The organism is Agrobacterium sp. CCNWLW32, assembly GCF_037083425.1.
In the GTDB taxonomy this organism is placed as follows: domain Bacteria; phylum Pseudomonadota; class Alphaproteobacteria; order Rhizobiales; family Rhizobiaceae; genus Agrobacterium; species Agrobacterium radiobacter.
In genome coordinates this window covers 52,359-74,930 of record NZ_JBAOJM010000010.1, presented here as the reverse complement: position 1 = coordinate 74,930, position 22,572 = coordinate 52,359, and the positions used below count along the sequence as shown (strand labels likewise).

At 59.1% G+C, this 22,572-nt stretch carries 16 protein-coding genes; 6 read left to right on the top strand and 10 right to left on the bottom strand.

Translation table 11 applies throughout. From position 1 onward, the window contains the following. The first annotated feature begins 27 nt into the window (after positions 1-27). The gene (locus tag V6R85_RS19245) at positions 28-864 is read left to right on the top strand and encodes an IclR family transcriptional regulator (protein WP_020808499.1); all 837 of its coding nucleotides are present in this window, start codon (positions 28-30) and stop codon (positions 862-864) included. Positions 865-870: 6 nt separating this feature from the next. On the opposite strand, the gene V6R85_RS19240 is transcribed toward V6R85_RS19245, so the two are convergent. The 5 genes from V6R85_RS19240 to V6R85_RS19220 all read right to left on the bottom strand — a co-directional run bounded on the left by V6R85_RS19240 (position 871) and on the right by V6R85_RS19220 (position 6,124). Next, positions 871-1,365: a RidA family protein gene (locus V6R85_RS19240; protein ID WP_020808498.1), complete on the bottom strand. Its 495-nt coding sequence runs from the start codon at positions 1,363-1,365 to the stop codon at positions 871-873. Positions 1,366-1,449: 84 nt separating this feature from the next. Beyond that, positions 1,450-2,673 carry an amidohydrolase/deacetylase family metallohydrolase gene (locus tag V6R85_RS19235; RefSeq protein ID WP_087745585.1) on the bottom strand — a complete coding sequence of 408 codons (1,224 nt, stop codon included), beginning with the start codon at positions 2,671-2,673 and terminating at the stop codon, positions 1,450-1,452. A 1-nt stretch (position 2,674) separates the two neighbouring features. Beyond that, positions 2,675-3,550 carry an ABC transporter permease gene (locus tag V6R85_RS19230; RefSeq protein ID WP_020808496.1) on the bottom strand — a complete coding sequence of 292 codons (876 nt, stop codon included), beginning with the start codon at positions 3,548-3,550 and terminating at the stop codon, positions 2,675-2,677. After that, positions 3,550-4,491: an ABC transporter permease gene (locus V6R85_RS19225; protein ID WP_162724172.1), complete on the bottom strand. Its 942-nt coding sequence runs from the start codon at positions 4,489-4,491 to the stop codon at positions 3,550-3,552. The genes V6R85_RS19230 and V6R85_RS19225 overlap by 1 nt, the downstream gene beginning before the upstream one ends. Before the next feature lie 106 nt (positions 4,492-4,597). After that, positions 4,598-6,124: an ABC transporter substrate-binding protein gene (locus tag V6R85_RS19220; protein ID WP_112356376.1), complete on the bottom strand. Its 1,527-nt coding sequence runs from the start codon at positions 6,122-6,124 to the stop codon at positions 4,598-4,600. A gap of 503 nt (positions 6,125-6,627) precedes the next feature. Here V6R85_RS19220 and V6R85_RS19215 point away from each other — a divergent pair. The 4 genes from V6R85_RS19215 (at position 6,628) to V6R85_RS19200 (ending at position 14,068) form a co-directional block, all read left to right on the top strand. Then, positions 6,628-7,752, top strand: coding sequence for a glycosyltransferase family 4 protein (locus V6R85_RS19215; protein ID WP_003506450.1), 1,125 nt, complete (start codon positions 6,628-6,630; stop codon positions 7,750-7,752). A 415-nt stretch (positions 7,753-8,167) separates the two neighbouring features. After that, on the top strand, positions 8,168-9,364 hold the full coding sequence (locus V6R85_RS19210; protein WP_020011828.1) for a polysaccharide biosynthesis/export family protein: 1,197 nt from the start codon (positions 8,168-8,170) through the stop codon (positions 9,362-9,364). 289 nt (positions 9,365-9,653) lie between these two features. Next, positions 9,654-10,931 carry an efflux RND transporter periplasmic adaptor subunit gene (locus V6R85_RS19205; protein ID WP_112356375.1) on the top strand — a complete coding sequence of 426 codons (1,278 nt, stop codon included), beginning with the start codon at positions 9,654-9,656 and terminating at the stop codon, positions 10,929-10,931. After that, positions 10,928-14,068, top strand: coding sequence for an efflux RND transporter permease subunit (locus tag V6R85_RS19200; RefSeq protein WP_112958625.1), 3,141 nt, complete (start codon positions 10,928-10,930; stop codon positions 14,066-14,068). The genes V6R85_RS19205 and V6R85_RS19200 overlap by 4 nt, the downstream gene beginning before the upstream one ends. Here the strand turns inward: V6R85_RS19200 and V6R85_RS19195 are convergent. The 5 genes from V6R85_RS19195 to V6R85_RS19175 form a co-directional block, all read right to left on the bottom strand. Then, on the bottom strand, positions 14,065-14,646 hold the full coding sequence (locus V6R85_RS19195) for an invasion associated locus B family protein (RefSeq protein ID WP_112958624.1): 582 nt from the start codon (positions 14,644-14,646) through the stop codon (positions 14,065-14,067). The genes V6R85_RS19200 and V6R85_RS19195 overlap by 4 nt on opposite strands. Then, positions 14,646-18,770, bottom strand: coding sequence for an autotransporter domain-containing protein (locus V6R85_RS19190; protein WP_236775467.1), 4,125 nt, complete (start codon positions 18,768-18,770; stop codon positions 14,646-14,648). The genes V6R85_RS19195 and V6R85_RS19190 overlap by 1 nt, the downstream gene beginning before the upstream one ends. A 223-nt stretch (positions 18,771-18,993) precedes the next feature. Next, positions 18,994-19,518, bottom strand: coding sequence for a flavin reductase family protein (locus tag V6R85_RS19185; protein WP_003506438.1), 525 nt, complete (start codon positions 19,516-19,518; stop codon positions 18,994-18,996). Beyond that, complete coding sequence (locus V6R85_RS19180; RefSeq protein ID WP_112958623.1) at positions 19,518-20,411, bottom strand: aldo/keto reductase; 894 nt, start codon at positions 20,409-20,411, stop codon at positions 19,518-19,520. The genes V6R85_RS19185 and V6R85_RS19180 overlap by 1 nt, the downstream gene beginning before the upstream one ends. Continuing rightward, a complete protein-coding gene (locus V6R85_RS19175) occupies positions 20,411-21,568 on the bottom strand; it encodes an LLM class flavin-dependent oxidoreductase (protein WP_080864905.1) in 1,158 nt (385 codons plus the stop codon). The genes V6R85_RS19180 and V6R85_RS19175 overlap by 1 nt, the downstream gene beginning before the upstream one ends. A 100-nt stretch (positions 21,569-21,668) precedes the next feature. On the opposite strand from V6R85_RS19175, the gene V6R85_RS19170 reads away from it, so the two are divergent. Then, complete coding sequence (locus V6R85_RS19170) at positions 21,669-22,373, top strand: GntR family transcriptional regulator (protein ID WP_099087158.1); 705 nt, start codon at positions 21,669-21,671, stop codon at positions 22,371-22,373. The last annotated feature ends 199 nt before the right edge of the window (positions 22,374-22,572 follow it).

Below are 22,572 nucleotides of genomic sequence, written 5' to 3'. Positions count from 1 at the left end.
TTCTCAAAATTCATGAGGAGCCGGAAATTGGACGCCCATAAGCTGGACGAAATGCCTTCAACCGCCGTGTCTCCCACGGAAGAAACCCCGGACGCGAAGACGGCCAAACGCTCGCGCGTCAGCGGTATCGACCGCGCTCTTCAGGTTATTGATTATCTTTACGAAACCGGATCGCCCGCCGGCGCTTACGCCATTGCCAAGGCAATCAAGGCGCCGCTTTCCACCGTCTATGTGATCGTCGACGATCTCGTCGAAAAGAACATGCTGGCCCGCAATGCCGACGGCAACATCTGGCTCGGCGCGCGGCTTTATCACTACGGCCTTGCCTATGCCCGCTCGCTGGATTTCATGGGTGTTGCCACGCATGAAATGCATGATCTCTGCCGCCACGCTGGCGAAACCGTCCAGCTTTGCGGTCGCGACGGCGACCATATGCTTGTTCTGGCCATGGCCGATGGGCCGAGCCATTTCCAGGTCGCGTCCCGCGTCGGCACCCGTGTTCCGCTGAACTGGACGGCGTCCGGCCGCCTGCTGGTCGGCCATCTGCCGGAGGCGGAACGTCTCGAACTTTTCCGGCGCTGCGCCCGTTCTTCGCCGACTGGCCGCGCGGAGATCAACCCGGAGACGCTCTCGCAATCGGCGGCGGCCGCCTTTCATGACCGGCTGTCGATACAGGTCGCCGAATCCGATTACGCCGTCGCCTGCATAGCCTCGCCGATCTGCGATAACAGGGGTGAATGCGTCGCGACGATCTCCATCGTGCTGCCGGAACAGAAGGTGCTGGCGGACGAGAACCACTACACCGAACAGGTCAGGGTCTCGGCGGAACGGATCGAAAAGCTGATGGGCTGGCGCAACCATTAAATAGCCTCACCCCTTGAGCGCGACGATCGCTTCGATCTCGACGGTGATATTGCCCGGCAATGAGCCGAAACCTACGGCGGAACGAGCATGTTGCCCGGCATCGCCGAACACGTTGATGAAGAGATCGGAGCAGCCGTTGATGACGCTCGGATGATCGCGGAAATCGCTGACGGCATTGACCATGCCGAGCAGCTTGACCACCTTCTTCACCCGCGCCAGATCCCCCAACGCCTCATGCATGACGGCAAGCAGATTGATGCCGGTGAGGCGCGCATGGTTATAGGCCTCTTCCAGCCCGATTTCCGCGCCCACCTTGCCGGCATAAAGATGGCCGTTTTCCTCCCGCGGCCCCTGCCCCGAGAGGTAAAGCATGTTGCCTTCCACCACATGGGTGACGAAATTGGCAATCGGCGGCGGCGGCGGCGGCAGGGAGATGCCGAGCGCGGCAAGCCGGTCATAGGGCGAAAGATGCTCTTCTGCATCAAGCGAAGACTGTTTCACGCGAATTCCTCATAATGCCGGGACGGGTATCCCGTCGTGTCTGCGGAAGGCGAAAGGCAATGCCCTCCGCCGTTCCAGTCGGGGTCAGCGCCAGGAATAACCATGGCTGTGGCGCACAAGCTTGCGCGCCCTCGGGATATAGCGGCTGGCGGTGATCGCTTCCGCGCCGATGACCGCATAACGCGGCTCGAACAGGCGCTTCAAACGCGACACGTCACCATTGGAATCGGTCGCTTCGAGATCGGCATCGACAAGATCGAAGACAGTGAAATCAGCGCGCTGGCCGACATCGAGGCGGTTTTCCATATCGAGGCGAATGATGGAGGCCGGGTTGCGGGTGACGGCTTCGACCACCTTTTCGAAGGGCATATCGACCGACAGCAGCTTCGACATGGTCGTCGCGAGATCCCAGACCGGGAAATTCATCGAATGGCCATGCAAATCCGTGGAGATCGAGAAGGGCAAAAGGCCACGCGCAATCGCCGCTTCCGCCACCTTGAAGGAGAAGGATGCGCCGCCATGGCCGATATCCAGCCGGATGCCTTCACCGGCGCAGCGTTCGGCAAGGTTGAACAGGTCCTCGTCTTCCATGATGCTGGAGCCCGACTTGCCGTTGAAGCAATGCGTCACGACATCGCCGGGGCCGAGAATTTCCAGCACCTCGTCGTAGAGTGCCGGCGGTTCGCCCACATGCACCATCATCGGCACTTTCAGGATCTTGGCGATCTTCTTGCCGAGCTTGACCGGCGTCACACCCCAGGAGCCGGTGATGACGTGGCTCGCACGCACCTTGATACCGACAATATGCTCGCTGTTTTCGGCGTAACATTCGAGGATTCGATCAAGGTCGATATCCTTGATGTCGCGCAGTTCCGGCACGCGGTTGCAGGCGACAAGCCCGATGGAGCCGAGATTGAGGAAGGCCTTGATGCGTTCCTTCGAGGGCTCGATGATATATTCGCGGAAACCGTGGAAATTCGCCTCACCCGCCGAACCGGCATCCACCAGCGTGGTCACGCCGCGCTCGGCCCCGCATTCGGAAGGGCGGATGGAGATGTCGGTGCCGCCGTGCCAGATATGGACGTGCAGATCGACCCAGCCGGGCGAGATGAAGGCGCCCTTGGCGTCGATACGCTGCGCATCCGCGGGCGCCTGCAGCGCAGAGCCTACCGCGGCAATCTTGCCATCGCCACCGATCAGAATATCAGTCGAGGCCTGGGACGCCCCCTTTCCGAAACCGACGGGTTTGACATTGGTGAGAAGAATGGGAGCTTGAAGAGGCGCTTTCGCCTGTTCACCGGACGTCATATTACAAATCCCTTCGCAGTCTTGGGTCGAGCATGTCCCGCAGCCCGTCGCCGACCATTTGCAGCGAGAGCACGGAAAAAATGATGGCAAAGCCGGGGAAGTAGGTCATCCAGTCCGCCTGACCGATATATTGGCGGCCGGCGGAAATCATGGTTCCCCAGGTGGGTATTTCAGGGCTGACACCAAGTCCCAGAAACGAAAGGCCGGCCTCGGCCAGCATGGCGCTGGCGAACAGAAAGGTGCACTGCACGAGGATCGGCGAGACGAGATTGCGCAGCACATGCCGCGTCATGATGTGGAAGGTGGAAATGCCAAGCGCCTTGGCCGCCTCCACATAGGGCAATTCGCGGATCACCAGCGTCGAGGCGCGCACGATGCGGGCAAGGCGCGGCGAGTAGACGACGGCAAGAGCAATGATGACAGTCGTCAGCGACGGTCCGAGCGCTGCCACCAGCGCAATCGCCAGCAGAATATCCGGAAAAGCCATCATGGCGTCGATCAGCCGGGCGATCGGCGTATCCAGTTTCTGGAAGAAACCGGCGAGCAGGCCGAGCGTGATGCCGATCAGCGCCGAAAGCGCCACCACCGCGGCCCCGACCAGAAGCGACAGTCTTCCAGCGTAGATGGTGCGGGAGAAGACGTCACGGCCAAACTCATCGGTGCCGAACCAGTAGAGTTCGCTCGGCGGTTTCAGGCGATTGACGATCGACAGTTTCGACGGTGAATAAGGCGCGATCATCGGTGCGAAAACCGCAAGCAGCACGAAGATGAGCAAAACGATGAGACCGGCGGCAACCGTCTTGCGCTTCAGCAGACGCCGAATGAACAGGATGCTCGGGTTGCGCGCCGGCGGGGCGGTGGAAACAATATCGGCCATCAGTAACGAACCCTCGGATCGACCAGCAGGTAGAGCATGTCGATTGCAAAATTGATGAGCACGTAAAGCCCGGCGATGACGAGAAGCGCGCCCTGAATGACCGGATAATCGCGTCGCAACACGGCCGACACGACGAGATTGCCGATGCCGGGCAGGCCGAAGACGGTTTCTGTGACGACCGCGCCGGAAATCAGCACGGCGGCGGTGAGACCAAGCACGGTCAGGATGGGAATGAGCGCATTCTTCAGCGCATGTTTCATCACCACCCGCCGCTCCTTGACACCCTTGGCTCTGGCGGTACGGACGTAATCGTCGCCGAGAACATCCAGCATCGAGGCGCGGGTGAAACGCAGAATGAGGGCCGAGGAAACGAGGCCGAGCGCGATTGCCGGCAAGGTCAGGTGATACATGCGCTCGAGGAAGCTCGCGCCCGGACCGCCATATCCCGAGACCGGGAACATATCGAGCCGGACGGCGAAGAACTGCATGAGGATGAGGCCGAGCCAGAAGCTTGGAATGCTCGCCGCCAGCATCGCAATGGTGGTGGCGGCCTGATCCACGAAGGAACCGCGCCGGTAAGCGGCATAGATGCCGATCGGAAGCGCGATGACGCTGGCGATCAGCAGCGAAAAGATCGTCAGGAAGAATGTCGGCTCCGCCCGGTCCAGCAGGGCCGATCCAACAGGCATGTTGAGAAAGATCGACTGGCCGAGATCGCCCTTCAGCAATTGGCCGATATAATAGACATATTGCACGCCAAGCGACTGATCGAGACCGAGCCGGGTGCGCAGCTCCGTTATGTCCTGCGCCGAGGCATCCGGCCCCAGCATCACGGCGGCCGGGTCTCCGGGTGTGACGCGCAGAATGACGAAGACAATGGTGACGACGAGGAACATCACCACGACCATTCCGGCAAGTCTCTGGAAAATATACCGTATCACGAATAAGGGCTCCCAATGGCACAAGCGGCGGACTGCTCATGCGCGATAGTTGAAGCGAAACTGCTGAAGGGTGCCGGCAGCCCGGCACCCGATTGCCGTCCTGGCCTTATTTCGTGACCGAGGCATTCCAGAAATAGGGCCACGGAGCCGGATCGACGCCTTCCAGCTTGTTGGACTTGGCCGCCACGGCATTGAAGTCGCCGATCTTGAGGAGCGGCAGCTCGGCATAGATCGTCTTCTGCACATTGGCCCAGAGCGCGATGCGTTTGTCCGGATCGGCTTCGGAGGTGAAGGCGTCAACCGCAGCCTTGCGCGTCGGCGTGTCCCACCAGCCCGGCGAACTGGTCGAAAGCGCGCCCATCAGCGCCGGTTCAGGCAGGAAGGGGCTGTGGCTGATATAGATGTCCCAGAGCTTCGGGTCGGCGCGGCGTTGCGTCAGCGTCGCCCAGTCCACCACCTGCATATCCACCTTGAAGCCGGCAAGCTTCAGATATTCCGCGGCAACCTGCGCCATCTTGTAGTGGAACTCATATTGGCGGCTAGTGAGAATGCGCAGCGGCTCGCCATTATAACCGGCCGCTTTGAGCTTTTCGGCAGCGGCTTCCGGGTTGCCGACATTGTAGTTGCCCTCGACGCCGTCTTCCGTGTGCCAGGAGAAATTGTCGGGATAATAGGCGCCGTCAAGCGCATAAAAATCCTTGCTGCCGAAAGCGGCTGCCAGCATGTCTTCCATGTTCAACGCCTCGGTTACCGCCTTGCGGACCTCAAGCTTGGAAGAAAGCCCCTCCTTGGTGTTGAACACGAAGACCGGGAAACCGAAAGGCTTCAGCATCAGCGGCTGCGACGCCGCCGACGACTTCACCTTGTCGAAGGATTCCACCGGAATGGAATCGACATAGTCATACTGGCCGGAAACAGCGGCTTCGACGCGGGTGTTCGGATCGGGTACCGGAACGAAGCGGATTTCATCGAGATATTGATGGCGTGCGCCACCATAACCGTCGCTTTCGCCGTCGCGGGACTTATAGCCGTCGAAACGGACGAGCTGGATATACTGGTCGGCCTTGCGTTCCTTCAGCATATAGGGACCGGTGCCGATGAATTCGGCCATTGGCTCCGCCTGCTTTTCAGCGGGCAGGATGATCGCCGCCGAATTGTTGAAGGCGAGCAGCGAGGTCAGCGGCGCATAGGGCTGCTTGAGGGTGATCGCCACCGTCCCTGCGTCAGGCGCGGAGATATTTTCGATGAAGCCGGCTGCCTGCTTGCCGCGCGAGGCGATCTTCATCCAGCGGCCAAGCGAGGCGACGACATCTTCGGACGTCATGTCGCTGCCGTCATGGAACTTGATGCCCTGCCGCAGCTTGATCGTGTAGGTTCTACCATCAGCACTGATCTCGGGCAGGCTTTCCGCCAGAAGCGGCGTCACCTTCCAGCCCTTGTCGAAGGTATAGAGTGTTTCGAAAATATGCTGCGTGACGATGCCGACGAGATCGGCGGTAGACGCCATGGGATCAAGTGTCGGCGGCTCACCGATCGTCGCGACATTGATGACGCCGCCCTTCTCCGCGGCCATCATTACGTTAGGTGCCAACAGCAAAGCGACAGTGGCGAGAAATGCAAGTTTACGTCTCATGGTCAAGCTCCCAGCTCTTATGTGTTCCATTATTATGTTATATGCATCTTTATAACAGAATATCTTGATACATCGCCGTGTCAATGAGAATGAGGCATGGCGATGAGTTTCCGTGATCGGCGAAACGCGAGGCAGGTTTGCGCGGGAGGCGGCAACAGGTTGTAAGGTGATGGAAAAATGGGGATTTTACCCAAAATACAGCGCACCAAAAAATCCAACTCTTCCAGCCGGGACGGCGGGAATGACGGCAAGCGTTCGGCTGTAAAGGAAGAAAGGGAATTAAGAAGGTTGGATATTTCGCATTTGCGAACAAAGTGCTATTAAAGATCGGACCAACATCAGATCACCACACACATACCAGCACATTTTTATTATTCGTTACGCCATTCTCCGCCGCCAGCCGTATTTTAAAAGGCTGCACATAGACCTGATACTCTACACCGCCGAACTTTATTCCAGGGCGGAACATTAATTTTTATTACGTTGAAATTATTGAGGAAATTATGAAGACGGCAATCGTGCATGACTGGCTCACCGACAGAGGTGGCGCCGAAAAAGTGCTTCACAACCTTCTTGAGATTTATCCTCACGCGGACCTCTACTGCCTCGTCGATTTCATGAGCGAGCGGGACCGGGGGTTTCTCGGCGGGCGTCCCGTCAACACCTCCTTCATCCAGAAACTGCCCTTCGCCCGAAAAAAATACCGCTCCTATCTGCCACTGATGCCGCTCGCCATCGAACAGTTCGATCTGAGCGGCTATGATCTGGTGATTTCCTCGAGCTACGCGGTCGCCAAGGGCGTCATCACCGGGCCGGGCCAGTTTCACGTCTCCTATATCCATAGCCCCATCCGCTACGCCTGGGACCTGCAGCACCAATATCTCAAGGAAACCAGATTGACGCGCGGCTTCGCCTCATGGATCGCGCGCGCCGTTCTTCACTATATCCGCATGTGGGACATCCGCACCGCCAACGGCGTCGACCTGATGACGGTCAATTCCAAATTCATCCGCAACCGGGTGCGCAAGTGTTATGGCCGCGATTCCACCGTGATCTATCCGCCGGTGGACACGTCCCATCTTTCCCCGTCCGACCTCAAGGGTGACTATTTCGTCACGGCGTCGCGGCTGGTGCCTTACAAGAAGGTGCACCTTATCGTGGAAGCCTTTGCAAAGATGCCGGACAAACGGCTGGTCGTCATCGGCGACGGACCGGACATGAAACGCATCCGCGAAATCGCCGCGCCGAATGTCGAAATCCTCGGTTTCGTCGGCAATGAGGAGCTTCACAAATATATGGCCGAGGCCAAGGCCTTTGTCTTTGCGGCAGAAGACGATTTCGGCATCGTGCCCGTCGAATCCCAGGCGCTCGGCACACCGGTCATCGCCTATGGCAAAGGTGGCGTTCTGGAAACCGTCGTTCCTCTCGGCGCCTCCAACCATCCGACTGGCCTTTATTTCGGTGAGCAGACACCGGAAGCGATCTGCGCCGCCGTACAGGAATTCGTCGACAATTCCGATCGCTTCGACAAGAACGCCTGCATCAACAATGCCGCTCGCTTCTCACGTGAGCGTTTCCTGCGGGAATTTGCGGATACCGTGAATTTCGCGCTGGCTGAGCGGGCATGACGAGCTAATAAAAACATTTATAAAACAATTGATTAGAACTCAATTGAATCAACCGCAAAAGAAACCGCGCAAGCGTGACAAAACTGCACTAGCGCAATGCGGTAATCAAAGAGATTATGGCAGCCGACTGAATATTGAAGCACAACAATACCGACACCATCAGGGGATTAAAACATCGTGCCTCGCCCGAAATTTTTCGGCGCAGTTGAGCGATGATCAACTTGAAGCATCGCCTGAAACTGGGCATATGCCTGATTGGCAGGCGTAAACATCTCGGGACGCGATTCCGCTAAACGGATGTAATACCGGTTTTGATTTTCTTTACCGGTGTCATTTATGAAGTGCTTATTTTTAAAAACTTATACGATGTCCGGATTATTTCTGCTTTTCGGACGGCATTCATTTCGAGGACCAAATGCGTTTATTGAATGTTTCGATTCTGCTTGCCTCCGCAGCACTGGCGGGGTGCACGGTTACAGCGGCCTCAGGGCCCGATGCAGCGTCGATCGAATCTAACGCTTCCGTGAAATTCGCCTCCAAGGACAAGCAGAAAACCGCAGGTGTCGACTATGCGCTGCTCGATATCAACAGCGCCGTTCTCAATTATGTCGGCGATACCACAACCACGACGCTGCTCGGCAGTTTCGGCGGCGGCAAGGGCGGCGTTCCGGCCCTGCCGATGGGTGTCGGCGACGTGGTGCAGGTCGCGATCTTTGAAAGCCAGGCCGGCGGCCTGTTTATCCCGAACGACGCGGGCAGCCGTCCCGGCAACTTCATCAGCCTGCCGAACCAGACGGTGGACCGGGAAGGCAATATCAGCGTTCCCTATGCGGGCAAGATTCGCGCCACCGGCCGCAATGTGGAGGATGTCCAGAGCGAAATCGAGGAACGGCTCGCCAACCGCGCCATCGAGCCGCAGGTTCTCATCACCAAGATTTCCAGCCGCTCCGCGCAGGCCTCCGTGCTGGGTGACGTCAAGGAGCCGACCAAGGTTCAGCTTTCGGAAGCAGGAGATCGCGTTCTCGACGTTATCTCCTATGCAAAGGGCCTTAGCGCCCCGAATATCGAATCCTATGTCACGCTGATCCGCCGCGGCAAGACCGCGCGCGTCAACTACAACCACCTCGTCAGCACGCCGTCCGAAAACATCTATGTGGTTCCGGGCGACACGATCATGGTGGAGCGTGAGCGCCGCACCTATCTCGCCTTCGGCGCTTCGGGCCTGAATGGACGTTTCGAGTTCGAGGACGCCGATCTCAAGCTTTCGGATGCACTCGGCAAAGCGGGCGGGCTGCTCGATTCCCGTGCCGACCCCGCCCAGGTCTATGTCTATCGTATCGTCAAGCGCGATCTTCTCGTGAAGCTCGGCATCAACACGTCCAAGTTCCCCGGACAGGACGTTCCGGTCATCTTCCGCGCCAATCTGCGCGATCCGTCGACCTTCTTCGCCGCCACCAAGTTCCCGATGCAGGATCGCGACATCATCTACGTCACCAATTCGCAGGCCACCGAACTCTACAAGTTCCTGGATCTCGTCGGCTCCGTTCCGGCAACGACGGGCAATGTTGCCGAGGACGTGCTTGCCACGCGCAACGCCATCCGGGCCTTCTGATCGTCGGTTTCTCGCCACTTGTACCAAAGCCGCCCCGGAAACGAGGCGGCTTTTTCTTTGGCCGGAACCGGCGGCGAAGGTGAAGTGATCAAGCATGGGCTTTCGGCACGGACCGAAACCGTCTGCCCCCTGAAAGACAACGCATATAGCGACGGTCATTGTCGCCGCCATTACAAAAGTTTAAGGTGATTTCGCAGCGCATTGGGTGTCTTGTGGGGGAGAGCTGCTCCCAAGGCTTACCGCACATGTTCGGGAAACATGTATCGCTCTCATTACGCGGAATCGTCAGATGAAACGTTTCTGGACCGCCCTCAGCGTTCTTGCCATTGCAGCCGCCGGTACCTGGTATTTTAGGGATCGCTTGCCGCTCGACCAAGTTCCTTACCTTAAACAATTCGCCAGCGTTTCGCAGCAGGCGAACACCGAACCGGCGGCACAATCGGCCCAGAGCGGCCAGCCAGCCCGACAGCAGGGACAAAGACAGGGTGGAGGGCGACGCAATGGCGGGCCACCCACCGTCAGCACCATCGCCGTCAGCAAGGCGACGCTGCCGATGGATGCAACGGCGACGGGCTGGGCGGTTGCGGCCGACATCACCAATATCGCGCCGCTTCAGGCCGGCCTCGTTACCGAAATCGAGGCGAAGGATGGCCAGCACATCGAGGCAGGCGATCTGATCCTCAAGATGGACGATCGCATCGCCCGCGCCGCCGTCGACAAGGACAAAGCCAATATCGCAGCTGATCAGGCAACGCTTGAGCAGACGGAGGCAGCCTTCCAGCGCGCCGCCAATCTGGTCAAGCAAAGCGCGGAATCGCAACAGGTGCTGGATCAGGCCAGGGCAGCGCGCGACAGCGCCAGCGCCAAGATCGATGCCGACAAGGCAACGCTCGCCTCAGATCAGGTGACGCTCGAGCATATGGAAATCCGCGCGCCTTTCGACGGACGGCTCGGCGACATCACTGTCAGCCCCGGCGCCTATCTCAGCGCAGGCGTCAATATCGTGACAATCACCAAATACGATCCGATCTCGGTCAGTTTCCGGCTTTCGCAACGCTATCTGCCGCAACTGCGTGAAGGCGTGACAAAAGACACCGCTGTTGATGTCGATCCGGCGGCAACGGGTGGCGAGCCGATGAGCGGTGTGCTGCGGTTCTACGACAATACGGTGGACCAGACCTCCGGCACCGTGCTGGCCAAGGCGGAATTCAAGAATGATCGCGGTCTTTTATGGCCCGGCCAGTCCGTCAACGTCACGGCTCATTTTGTTTCGGATGAGGAGATGATCGTCGTGCCGACGGTCGCCGTGCGGCCCGGTCCGAAGGGCAATTTCGTCTATACCGTCGATAGCGACCATCATGCCCATATGACGCCGGTGGAAGTCGCCCGTTCGAATGGCGATCTCACGGCCATCGCGAGCGGCCTGAACGGCGGTGAGCATATAATCGTCGAGGGCCAATCGGAACTTGCCGATGGCCAGCTCGTCGTCGAGCAATTTTCCGACAAGGGCGGCGCGGCCGGTAATCTGGCCGCCAATATTCCGCAGGAAAAGGTTGGCGGCCAATGATCCCGAATTTCTGCATCAACCGGCCCGTTGCCACCACGCTTCTTGCCATAGGCCTGATACTGGCAGGGCTCGCCGGCTTCCGCCTGCTGCCCGTTGCCGCCCTGCCGAAAGTGGACTTTCCGACGATCAATGTCTCGTCATCGCTGTCAGGCGCTTCGCCGCAAACCATGGCCACCTCGGTCACCACGCCGCTGGTGAAGCAGTTCGAAACCATTCCCGGCGTCAGCGAAATCAGCGCCACCAACACGCTCGGCAACAGCTCGATCGTGCTGCAGTTTGATCTCAACCGCGATATCGATGCTGCGGCCGCCGATGTGCAGGCGGCAATCTCGCGCGCGCAGCGGCAGTTGCCGAGCAACATGACGACGACGCCGAGCTATCGCAAAACCAACCCGGCCGATGCGCCGCTGCTGCTGCTCGCTGTCAACAGCAAGGAAATGCCCACCAGCAAAGTGGACGAAATCGCCGAAAACATCATCTCGCCACTTCTTTCCACCATTTCGGGCGTCGCGCAGGTCAGTATTTATGGCTCTCAGACCTACGCCGTGCGCATCGGCCTTGATCCGACGCAGCTTCAGGCAAGAGGCCTCGGTGTCGACACCGTCACCACGGCCATCGCTCAAGCCAACAATCAGGTGCCTGTCGGCGCCCTGCAAAACGAAAATCAACGCCTGACGATCGAGGCGGACACGCAACGCACCAATGCCGAGGCGTTCCGCTCGCTGGTCGTTTCAACGACCAACGGCGCAAGGATTCACCTCGGTGATATCGCCAATGTCACCGACAGCATCGACAACACCAATGCCGGCAGCTGGTTCGATGGCGAACAGGCCATCATTCTCGCCGTGCAGCGTCAACCGGATGCCAATACAGTCGAGGTTGTTGACGCGATCAAGGCCAAGCTTCCGGCGCTTCACCAGCAATTACCGCCTTCAGTCAATATCAACGTCATGAATGATGCCTCGACTGCGATCAAGGACGCAATCTCGGACGTGCAGTTCACGCTGTTCCTCACCATCGGGCTGGTGGTGGCTGTCATTTATCTCTTCACCGGACACCTGACGGCAACCATCATTCCGGGGCTTGCCGTGCCTCTGTCGCTCATCACCGCCTTCGGCATGATGTATGTCCTGGGTTACAGCATCGACAATATTTCACTGCTCGGACTAACCCTGTCCGTGGGGCTGGTGGTGGACGATGCCATCGTCATGCTGGAAAACATCCTGCGCCTGCATGAAAAAGGCCTGCCCATGCGGGAAGCCGCCCTTCAGGGCGCGGCAGAGGTCAGCAGCACCATTCTGTCCATGTCCATCTCGCTGGTTGCCGTCTTCATTCCCATCTTGTTGATGGGCGGCGTCATCGGCAGGCTCTTTAACGAGTTCGGCATGGTCGTCACGCTGGCGATCATGGCCTCGGCACTGGTGTCGCTGACGGTGACGCCGATGCTCGCTTCACGCCTCTCCGGCCATTCCTCCAGACCACCGGCGATCATCCGCTGGTTCGATGCGGGTTTCGAACGTACGCTACGCGCCTATGGTCGCGCCGTCGGCTGGTGCCTTTCCCATCGCCGCATCGTTTTGGCGTCATTTCTCGCCTCGGTCGCGGCATCGCTTTATCTCTTCGAAACCCTGCCCTCCAGCTTCTTCCCCCAGGAAGATATTGGCCGTCTTTCGGTCTCGACACAGGCGCGTGAGGATATTTCCTACACGGCGATGCGTGACCTGCAGGCTCAGGTCGCCGATCAGATCCGCAAGAATCCGGCCGTGGTGCACGTCACCTCCATTGTGGGCGGCAATTCCCGTAACCCGCTGAACAACGGCTCGATGTTCGTGGAACTGAAGCCGAAGGAAGAGCGTGCGCCGCTGAGCCAGGTGCTCACGGAACTTGGGCAGGCCACATCGAAAGTGGCGGGCATCCGCACCTATATCAATCCGCAGCAGAGCCTGCGTTTCGGCGGGCGCAGCTCCGCCAGCCAATACCAGCTCGTCGTTCAGGGCCTGAATGCCGACACGACCAATGAATGGTCGAACAAGCTGATGGAGGCGATGCGCCGCGATCACACCTTCACGTCAGTTACCTCGGATGCCCAGAATGGAGCGATCGCCGCAACGATTTCCGTCGATCCGGAAAAGGCGGCCGCCTTCGGCATCACCAATGACCAGCTGCGCAAGACGCTGGAAATGTCTTTTGGCGGTTATACGGCGGCGCAGATCCAGTCCACCGGCGACAGCTACGACGTTATCGTGGAATTCGACAGCTCCAAACCGTGGAACGATGATTTCCTCAGCGATATCAACATTCTCTCCGCAAAATCGGGCGTTCTGGTTCCGCTTTCAAACTTCGCCACCCTCACCCGCACACAGGCGCCTGTGACCATCAACCAGACGGGCCAGCTCGTCTCCACGACGATTTCCTTCAACCTGCCTGACGGCGTGGCGCTTTCCGATGCCACAAGCCGGATCGATCAGATCAAGAGCACGATAGGCCTGCCGCAGGATGTCTTCACCAGCTATGGCGGCACGGCGGCGATCTTCCAGCAGAGCCAGGGCAATACCGGCATTCTCATTCTGGCGGCGGTGCTGACCATCTATGTGGTTCTCGGCGTGCTCTACGAAAGCTTCATCCACCCGCTGACCATCCTCTCCGGCCTGCCGGCGGCGGCCTTCGGCGCGCTGGTGGCGCTGAAGGTGATGGGCATGGATTTCTCGATCATCGCGCTGATCGGCCTGCTGATGCTGATCGGCATCGTCAAGAAAAACGCGATCATGATGATCGACGTGGCGGTGGAATTGATGCGCGAAAAGGCCGAACCACCGGCTACAGCCATTCACGAAGCCTGCGTGCGCCGGTTCCGACCGATCATGATGACGACCTTCTGCGCACTCCTTGGGGCGCTCCCCATTGCGCTCGGCTCGGGCGCGAGTTCGGAACTGCGCCAGCCGCTCGGTATCGCCGTGGTCGGCGGCCTCATCGTCTCGCAATTGCTGACGCTGTTCATCACGCCTGTCATCTTCGTGGAAATGGACAGGTTTGGCCACTTCCTCACCGGTCTATTTTCCCGCAAAAAATCAGCCGAGAAACATGCTGAACAGCAAAAGCCGGAAGGCGCCGCAGAGCCCGATTCCGTCGCGGCTTAATACAGGCTTCCGAGGCGCTTCAACGCCTCGGAAAAACCTGCCGACTGCAGCTGGAATGAGACGGTTCTTCCCTGCAGGTCCGGGGCTTCGATCGTCAGCGTCTTGCCTGTTTCCAGAGCCGAGACAAGTTCGACGAAGGGCGTGAAAGACACGACACAGCCGACAGGAAGGCAGGTGCTCACCTGCACTTCCTGCAGCCGCACATTGCCGGATTTTATCGAAAAGAGCTTGGTGACAGCCAGACCGAACGGCATGACGATGGTGCCTGAAAGCTGTCCCGGCGTTTTGGAATCATCAAGCCGGAATTCGACCGAGACGACAAGTTTGCGGGTTTTTTCCTCAAGCTGCACCTGCGCAATGGCGCAGAGCGGTTTGGCCGGCGCCGTCTCCGTGGTGTTCGGATCGGCGGGATCTTTTTTCACTGGTGCCGCACAGGCAAGTTGCCAGCTTCCATGAATTTCATGCAGCGGTACGGCCGGGTTCGCGGCTTCCTGCGCACCGGCGTCACCCGCCATGGCCCCGGCGAAGACGGCAACAGCAAGCGCCGCATTCCGCGACTTGTGTGGTCTGAACGACATCAGAAACGGACTCCCAGTTCGGCCGAAGCGGATTGATCCAGCACTCCTGCCCCAAAGACCGCGCCATAACGGAATGTCAAAGTGGCGGAAGGAGCGAGATCGTAGCTGAGCCCCAGGTTAAGCAGCGCAGCATCCTGCGTCATCGCTGTTCCTGCGACGGAAAATCCATCGCCGCCGGTATAAAACAATGTGCTCACCACTGATGGGTCACCATAGGCGTGCCGCCACCCGATATCGAACGTCGCCTGCCCGGACATGTCGTCCAACGAAATATCCTGACGCAAACGCGCACCAAGCGTCGTGTATAGCTGATCATGACTGGCCGAACCGGACGATACTGCGGCAACACCGCCCCTCTCGCCAAAGGCCTCCGTCTCCAGGTTCACATAGCTGACATTGGCATAGGGCTCGATGACGGTGCGATCGAGGTCGAAACGCCAGGCGGCCTCGGCAAAGGCCTGCGTTGTGGATGCACCATAGCTGGCCGTGAGATTTTCCTGCAATGTTGAAAAGGAAAGCGCGCGGCGCGTGTCGATATCCTGAAAGGCATGGGTCGCGCCAAGACGCAGCGATACCGGACCGTTCGTCAGACCCGCATAAGCTGCCACATAATAGCTATCCACATCCGCCGATGCCGACTTCTGGCTTATGCTGTCGTGACCGTAACCCGCGGCCACACCAGCCCGCACGCCGTCATCCAAATCTCCATCCAGACCGATAAGGACGCCCTTACCTTTGATATCAACCGTTGCGCCATTTCTATCGCCGTCGACACGGCCGCGCGATCCGAATCCATTGGACCAGAACGTAAGAGAACCCTCGTCCACACGCTGCGTTCCGCTCCCGCCCGTCGCATTGCCGGCGGGCATGATCGCGCGCGCATCCACGCCGTCGAAGGCGCTGCGCAACCTCTCGAGAATGACAGCCCGCGTCAGCTGGCTGCGATTTATCAATGCCATGGCCAGTGACGGATGCAGCTCGCCGGCAAGCTGCGAAAAGGCGGATTGGGTTTCATTTTGCCCCAGAAACAATGCCGCCTGATAAAGCGCCGGATCTTCCCGTGCCGCCTCAACGGCATTCGCGGCGTTTTGGGCATTCTCCGAGGATGTCTCAGAGGCAAGCAGCCCGGAATCCGGCGATGCACGGTTAAAGGAGAGATATGCGGTGCCGTTATCCGTGCTCTTTGTGACGCTCACAACCAAATAAGCGAATTTCTCGTCCACGCCGGAAAAGGTGCCGGCAATACCGCCCATTGCCGTCAGGATCGGATATTGCGTGCCGAGACTATAGGCTGAATGACTTGCAAGCGGCGTGACAACGAGTTTGACGTTGTTATCGATAGTGACAGCACCGGCGACGGCAATCCTGTCGGAATTGCCGGACGCGTCGATTTCAACCGTATAGGTCGAGCCACTGAAGAATCGCACATCGCCGGTCGAGGTCAGGGTGCCGATCGAATTGCCGGGCGACAGCGTGCCCCCGGAAGCGACAGTCAGCCCGCCGATGGTGCCGGAACCACCAAGCGTCGCGCCGCTGCGGACGGAAACGGCGCTCGCCAGCGAGCCGTTGACGCTGAGCTTGCCCGATGAAACCTCGGTTGCGCCTGAATATGTGCTGTTGCCGGTCACAACCAGATTGCCGTCGCCAGTCTTTTCAAAGGTGCCGGTGCCGCTGACGACATTTGAAAACGTGCCTGCCCCGTCCACAACGAGCTGCGCATCGTTGACGATCTGGCCCGAGCCGAAGCTTCTTGCCGCTCCAGTCAGCGTGCCGGCCGAAATCGTTGTTATACCGGAATAGCTGTTGTTGCCGGCAAGAACGAGATTTCCGCTACCCGTCTTTTCGACAGTACCGGAACCGGTGAGACTATTTGAAAGCGTGCCGGCCCCATCCACGACGAGTTGCCCATTGTTGGCGATCTGGCCAGAACCAAAACTCGTCGCCGTGCCTTTCAAAGTACCGGCAGATATGGTGGTGCCGCCGGAGTAGCTGTTATGGCCTGCGAGTGTGGTGACACCATTCTCCGCGACAACACGTCCGGTCCCAGAAATATTCGCGGAGAGGCTATAATCAGCTTCCGAATGATTGAAAACGATACTGCCGTTGCCGGCGCCGAAAACGATTCCCGCAGCGTCAACCTCACCCGCCGCTCGCGCCGTCAATCCCGCGCGGGCGCCTATGTTCAAGACGCCGGTGGAACCTGCCGCCGCCGCGATGACAATAGTGTGGGCCGCAAGAGCGCCGCCGCCAGTCACCTCGACTGAACCGTTGCCGCCTCCACCGATCACGAGAGCATCGTGGACCTCAACCTGCGAGCCAATACCACCAACATGCAGGAAGCCGTTTGATCCAGCCTGCGTGCCAACAAACAGGCGATTTGTGCCGAGAGAACCGGCATCGGTCACCGTTAAATTCCCACCGCCGCGCCACCCGACATAGGTTGAACCGGAATTGACGAGATTGCTGTCAACGGAGACGGTAACGATCGAACCCGCTCCGATAACGCTCAGCTTGCCGGAAGAGCCGCCAAGCTCGCCGATCGAAAGCTCCTTCGCCCGGATTTCGCCGCCGGTCGTGACGGAAACCTCTCCCGTGGTAGCGTTCTCATATCCGACGATCAGCGTCTTTGCGAGCGTCAGGGTCGAGCCGCCGCCACTGATGTTCACCGCGGCAATCATCGATTTTGTGCCGACAATTGCGCTGTCGCTTGTTACCGTGCCGCCGGTATCGACATGCAGCGAAGCGTCGCCTTCCCAACCCACATCGAGATCACCGGCGTTGTTGAAGGTGCTTCCAGACCCGGAAACCGTGATAGAGCCATCACTCCCCTCTTTTGCCCCGACAACCGTGTTGACGGAATCGACATGACCGCCGGCTTTAACGCTCAGGGAACCAGAGCCGGAAAGGCCGACAGAAAGACCATCGTCTCCGATCGTCCAGGCAGAATCCGCGCCTTCAACAGTGGCAGACCCCCTGGCGCCCGAGACAGCGCCAAGTTGAACCGAAGCACTGTTGATCGCAGCGCCCGCCATTACATCAACTGCACCATCACCGATGGCGCCGCCAGGATCGTTCTCATCACCGCCAATACTCAGATTGCCCGTGATCCACCGGGAATCGCTGCCCGTGACGGTGGCCCGACCGACCGAATGCCGGCCGATCACGACAGCGCCACTGATAACCTCTGCCGCCGTCCCGATAAACATACTTGCCGAGCTTTCATTGCCAACAATCAAGGGGCCGGAGGTTTCCAGAATGGAACCACGGCCGTTGACGGTCAGCGAACCTCCGCTCGATGTCGCGAGATTGCCGATGATGGTGGTCGCAAGACTTTTGACAACACCACCGCTGGAGATCGTCAGAAGCCCGTTGCCGCCATGGCCAATCACCATGTCCTGCGACACGGTAAGGCTGCTCCCGTTCCCCTCGACGGAGACGGTGCCTACGGAATCCATACCATCTGCGATCGCAAATCCGCCGGTCCTGAACGTGCTTGCGCCCAGAATCTGCAATTGATCAAAGTCATCATCCGCCGCGACACCGACAAAAGTGGTGCCGGTATTATCGAAACTCGATAGATTGTCGAGAGTGAGCCAACCATGGCCCGAACCGCCACCCAGGTAGAAATTCCCACCGGAGACCGCCCTGCTGCCGGTGAGGGAGACTTCCCCAATGCCTACGCCGCCAATAAATATGTCATGTTTGTTCGACCAATCGCCGCCGGAAAAATTTAACGTGCCCGCGACCAAATCCTTGTTGCCGAGTTTTGTATTGGAAGTCTTAAGGCCGCCCTCCACTGACAGCGACCCATCCAGAGTAATGCCAATGCCGAGTTCATCGATTTCTGCGACACGCCCGGCGGCTATTGTCGGGCCTTGAGCGTCAATGGCGGCGAGGTCGTTCGCTCCCGGCACACGCGTGTACCCAAACCAGCTACTTGGCGAGAACCAGTCATCCGAGGAAGAGCCAACCCAGGCGATGGATTCTGCAAATGCAGCAGGCGCGATGGCGGAGGACAACGCCAGCGCAAGGAGGCTCGTTGATGCCCGCAAGAAGAACTGCCGGACGGGCCTAAAACCTGAACCGGCCTTCGACGCCTCTTCCCGCCAGAAACCACCGGTCATCAATTTTTCCTCATCGGCGCATCATTTCGCCTGTTAGGTCCGGCGAATCATCTCTTGCAGCCACTTAACCCGGTTTAAGAGATCAGCGTCAGTATAAAAAGCGAAGAATGCTATTTTACTTCGCAAAAAAGGAGCGCGACCAGCGCGCTCCTTAGAAAAGTGGAGTGTTTCCATAATAACGGCATCACTGATACCGAAGTTTCCGGAATGACCGAAGGTTCCGTTATTGCCGGGCGAAGCGACCGAAGGTGCCGCCCGAAAAACACAGCGGATCGCCATCACGATGCGCGGCGCGCAGCACCTCACCGACGATGATGGTGTGGTCGCCCGCATCATGGGCCGCCGCCTGCCGGCACTCGAAACGGGCAAGCGTTCCAGGGATGACCGGCACGCCTTCGTCGTTCAATTCCCAATCCAGATCGTCGAAGGCACGGCCGTTGCGGGTAAAGCGGGCGCTCAGCACGTCCTGATCCGCGCTCAGAACGTGGATGGCAAAATGGGTCGCACCGCTGAAGGCCTGATAACGGGATGAGCTTTTGGCCGGTGACCAGAGCACCAGCGGCGGATCAAGCGACACGGACGCAAAGCTGTTGACTGTCATGCCGATCGGGCCTTCCGGCGTGGTGGCGGTCACGACAGTCACGCCTGTCGTGAAAGCGCCGAGCGCATTGCGAAAGCTGCGGCTGTTTTCGCCGCCGGGAACGAATACATGCTCATTGGGCATCTTGATCGCCTCTGCCACTGTCATCACGGCACCTCTTTTCCAATCGCAAGGGTGTAGAGTTCGAACCAGGTCTGGCGGTCCATCGTCGCGCGGAGCGCATCGGCCGCGGTTCTGATACGCTCGATATTATTGGTGCCGAGCACCGGCACGATCTTCGCCGGATGACGCAGCAGCCAGGCGATCGCGACAGCCGTCGCATCAACGCCCTGTTCCTTGCCGATGCGCTGCAGGGCAGCCATGGTGCCACCATGAGCACCCGAAAACAGCGAACCGCCGCCAAGCGGCGACCATGCCATCGGAGAAACGCGCTTTTCCTGCAGGAAGGCGAGATCGCCGTTGGTGAAGCAATCCGTCGCAAGGAGGCTCATCTCGATCTGGTTGGTCACCAGCCTGTTGCTCATGGCCGATTGCAGCAGGGAAAAGTCCCAAGGGCGGAAGTTGGAGACGCCGACGGCCTTGGCCTTGCCCGACGCCACCAGCGCATCGAGCGCCTTGCCGGTTTCTTCCGCGTCGATCAGCGGATCCGGGCGATGAATGAGAAGGAGGTCGACATGATCCGTTCCCATGTCGCGAAGCGATGCCTCGACCGAAGCGTTGATGTGGCCGGCCGTCGTATCGTAATGCTTGACGCGCGCGGCTGAGTGACGCCCGGCCGGCGCGACGATGCCGCATTTGGTGACGATTTCGATCTTGTCACGCAGACCCGGTGCAGCCTTCAGGCCGGCGCCGAGAATGGCTTCCGCCGTGTATCCGCCGTAAATATCGGCCTGATCCATGGTGGTGATGCCCTGCGCGAGGCAGGCCTCGATCTTCGCCTGTACATGGGCCGGTGAAGTGTCGGCGTCGTCACCGATGCGCCACATGCCGTAGACGATGCGGCTGAGTTCGAGTTTGTCGGAAAGAGCAATGCGTTCCATCAGTGGCGTTCCCCGTTGCCGAGCGGCGTGGTCGGCGTTTCAGAAGGCACCCGGCCGTAGGCATGCGGCAGGGAGCAGGTTTTCATCTGCGGCAGAACCTTGGTGCCGAAATGTTCCGCCTCGTCAAGATGCGGATAACCGGAAAGGATGAAGGCACGGATACCCATCTTCTGGTAGTCCTCCAGCGCCGAAAGAACCTGATCCGTCGAACCGACCAGCGCCGCGCCGCAGCCGGAGCGCGCCCGGCCGATGCCGGTCCACAGATTGGGTTCGACATAACCGAACTTGTCGGCGAGTTCGCGGGCTCGTGCCTGATGCGACACGCCGAGCGAACCGCTGTCATGAGCGCGGTTGCGGATCAGCTGGCCATACTCATCATCCAGCTTCGAGACCAGATGTTCGGCATATTCGCGGGCTTCCTGCTCGGTATCGCGCACGACCATATGGACACGCAGGCCATAATCCAGCGTGCGTCCATGGGCGGCGGCGCGCTCATTGGCGGCGCGCATGCGGTCTGCCAGTTGATCCTTCGTCTCGGGCCACATCAGATAGACGTCACATTGTGCGCCGCAGAGTTCCAGCGCATCGGGAGAGTAACCACCGAAATAGAGAAGCGGGCCGCCATTTTGCTGGTAGGGTCTTGCCGGTTCGGTCGACACACCCTTGAACTGGTAGATCTCGCCGTCATGATCGATGGTGTCGCGGGTCCAGGCCTGACGCAGAATCTCAACGACCTCGTGGCTGCGCTTGTAACGGAAGGCGCTGTCGGCCACTTCGCCGGGGAAATCGGAGCTGATGACGTTGAGCGTCAGGCGGCCCTTCAGCATGTGATCGAGCGTGGCAACCGTGCGCGCCAGCATGATCGGCTGCATCTCGCCGCAGCGGATCGCCGCAAGGAAATTGATGCGGTCGCTGATCGGCGCACAGCCGGCGACGAAGCTCAGCGTATCCTGCCCGACCTGATAGGACGAAGGGCAGAGAATGTTGCGAAAGCCGAGTTCTTCGGCTTTTTTGACGATATCGGAGCAATGCTCGAAGCTGGAGCGCAGGCTGCCGTCAGGCACGCCGAGATAGGCGTAGTCATCGGAACACAAAGCGGAAAACCAGGAGACCTCGGCAGCATCGAGATCAGCGGATGTAACGGGTACGACGGTCATGCAATTCCTCCTCAAGGCCGCTCTCGTTTTTCTTGCATAACATCAAGAAATATGTAAATCAATGATGTATCAATTTTTGTTTCGGGGGAGGAAACGGCATATGAAACACACTGGCGGCAGCCTGCCCATGTATATGCAGATCGCCGAAATGCTGGTGCGCGAGGTGGCGGCGGGCCGGTTGATCGACGGCGAGAAGCTGGCGCCGGAGCGCGATATGGCGGCCGATCTCGGTATCGCCGTCGGCACGCTGCGCAAGGCGCTTGCTGAACTGCAGGAGCGCGGCCTTCTGGAGCGCGTGCAGGGTTCCGGCAATTACATCCGCGCCGTCAGTGATCCGCAAAGCGTCTATGCCTTCTTCCGCCTCGAACTGATCGAAGGCGGCGGCCTGCCGACGGCGGAGGTTCTGGATGTGGCGCGCCTTGCCAAGCCCGCTGACCTGCCCGCTTTCGGCACATCGGCGGAAGGGCACAGGATCCGCCGCCTGCGGCGCATCGCCGGCAAACCCGCAGCCATCGAGGAGATCTGGCTTGATGGTTCTTACGTCGACACAATCGCCATCGAGAACATGTCGGAATCCCTCTACCTCTATTACCGCACCCGCCTCAACCTCTGGATATCGAAGGCGGAGGATCGCATCGATCTCGGCGACCTGCCCGAATGGGCGCCCGAGGTTTTCGGCCAGAAAGCCGGCGTTTCGGTGCCGCGGGTTCTGCGCCTCAGCCAGGCGCAGGATGGCGCCGTGGCCGAAGTTTCATGGACCTGGTTCGACCATACCGTCGCACGATACGTTTCACGCATACGTTGAGATTGCACAAATTTCGCGTGATCCACATGGATGAAAGAATTTGACGAGAGGCAAGCAAGCAGCAGCCTGCCGTCGGGCTGATTTTGCAGTTATATTTCTTTTAATCAATGAGTTAATAGTTTTTGATTTCTGTCAGAAATAAAATTGATACACTATTGATTTCCTTTTTATGAAAGGTAATATCACGACCTCAGGGAGA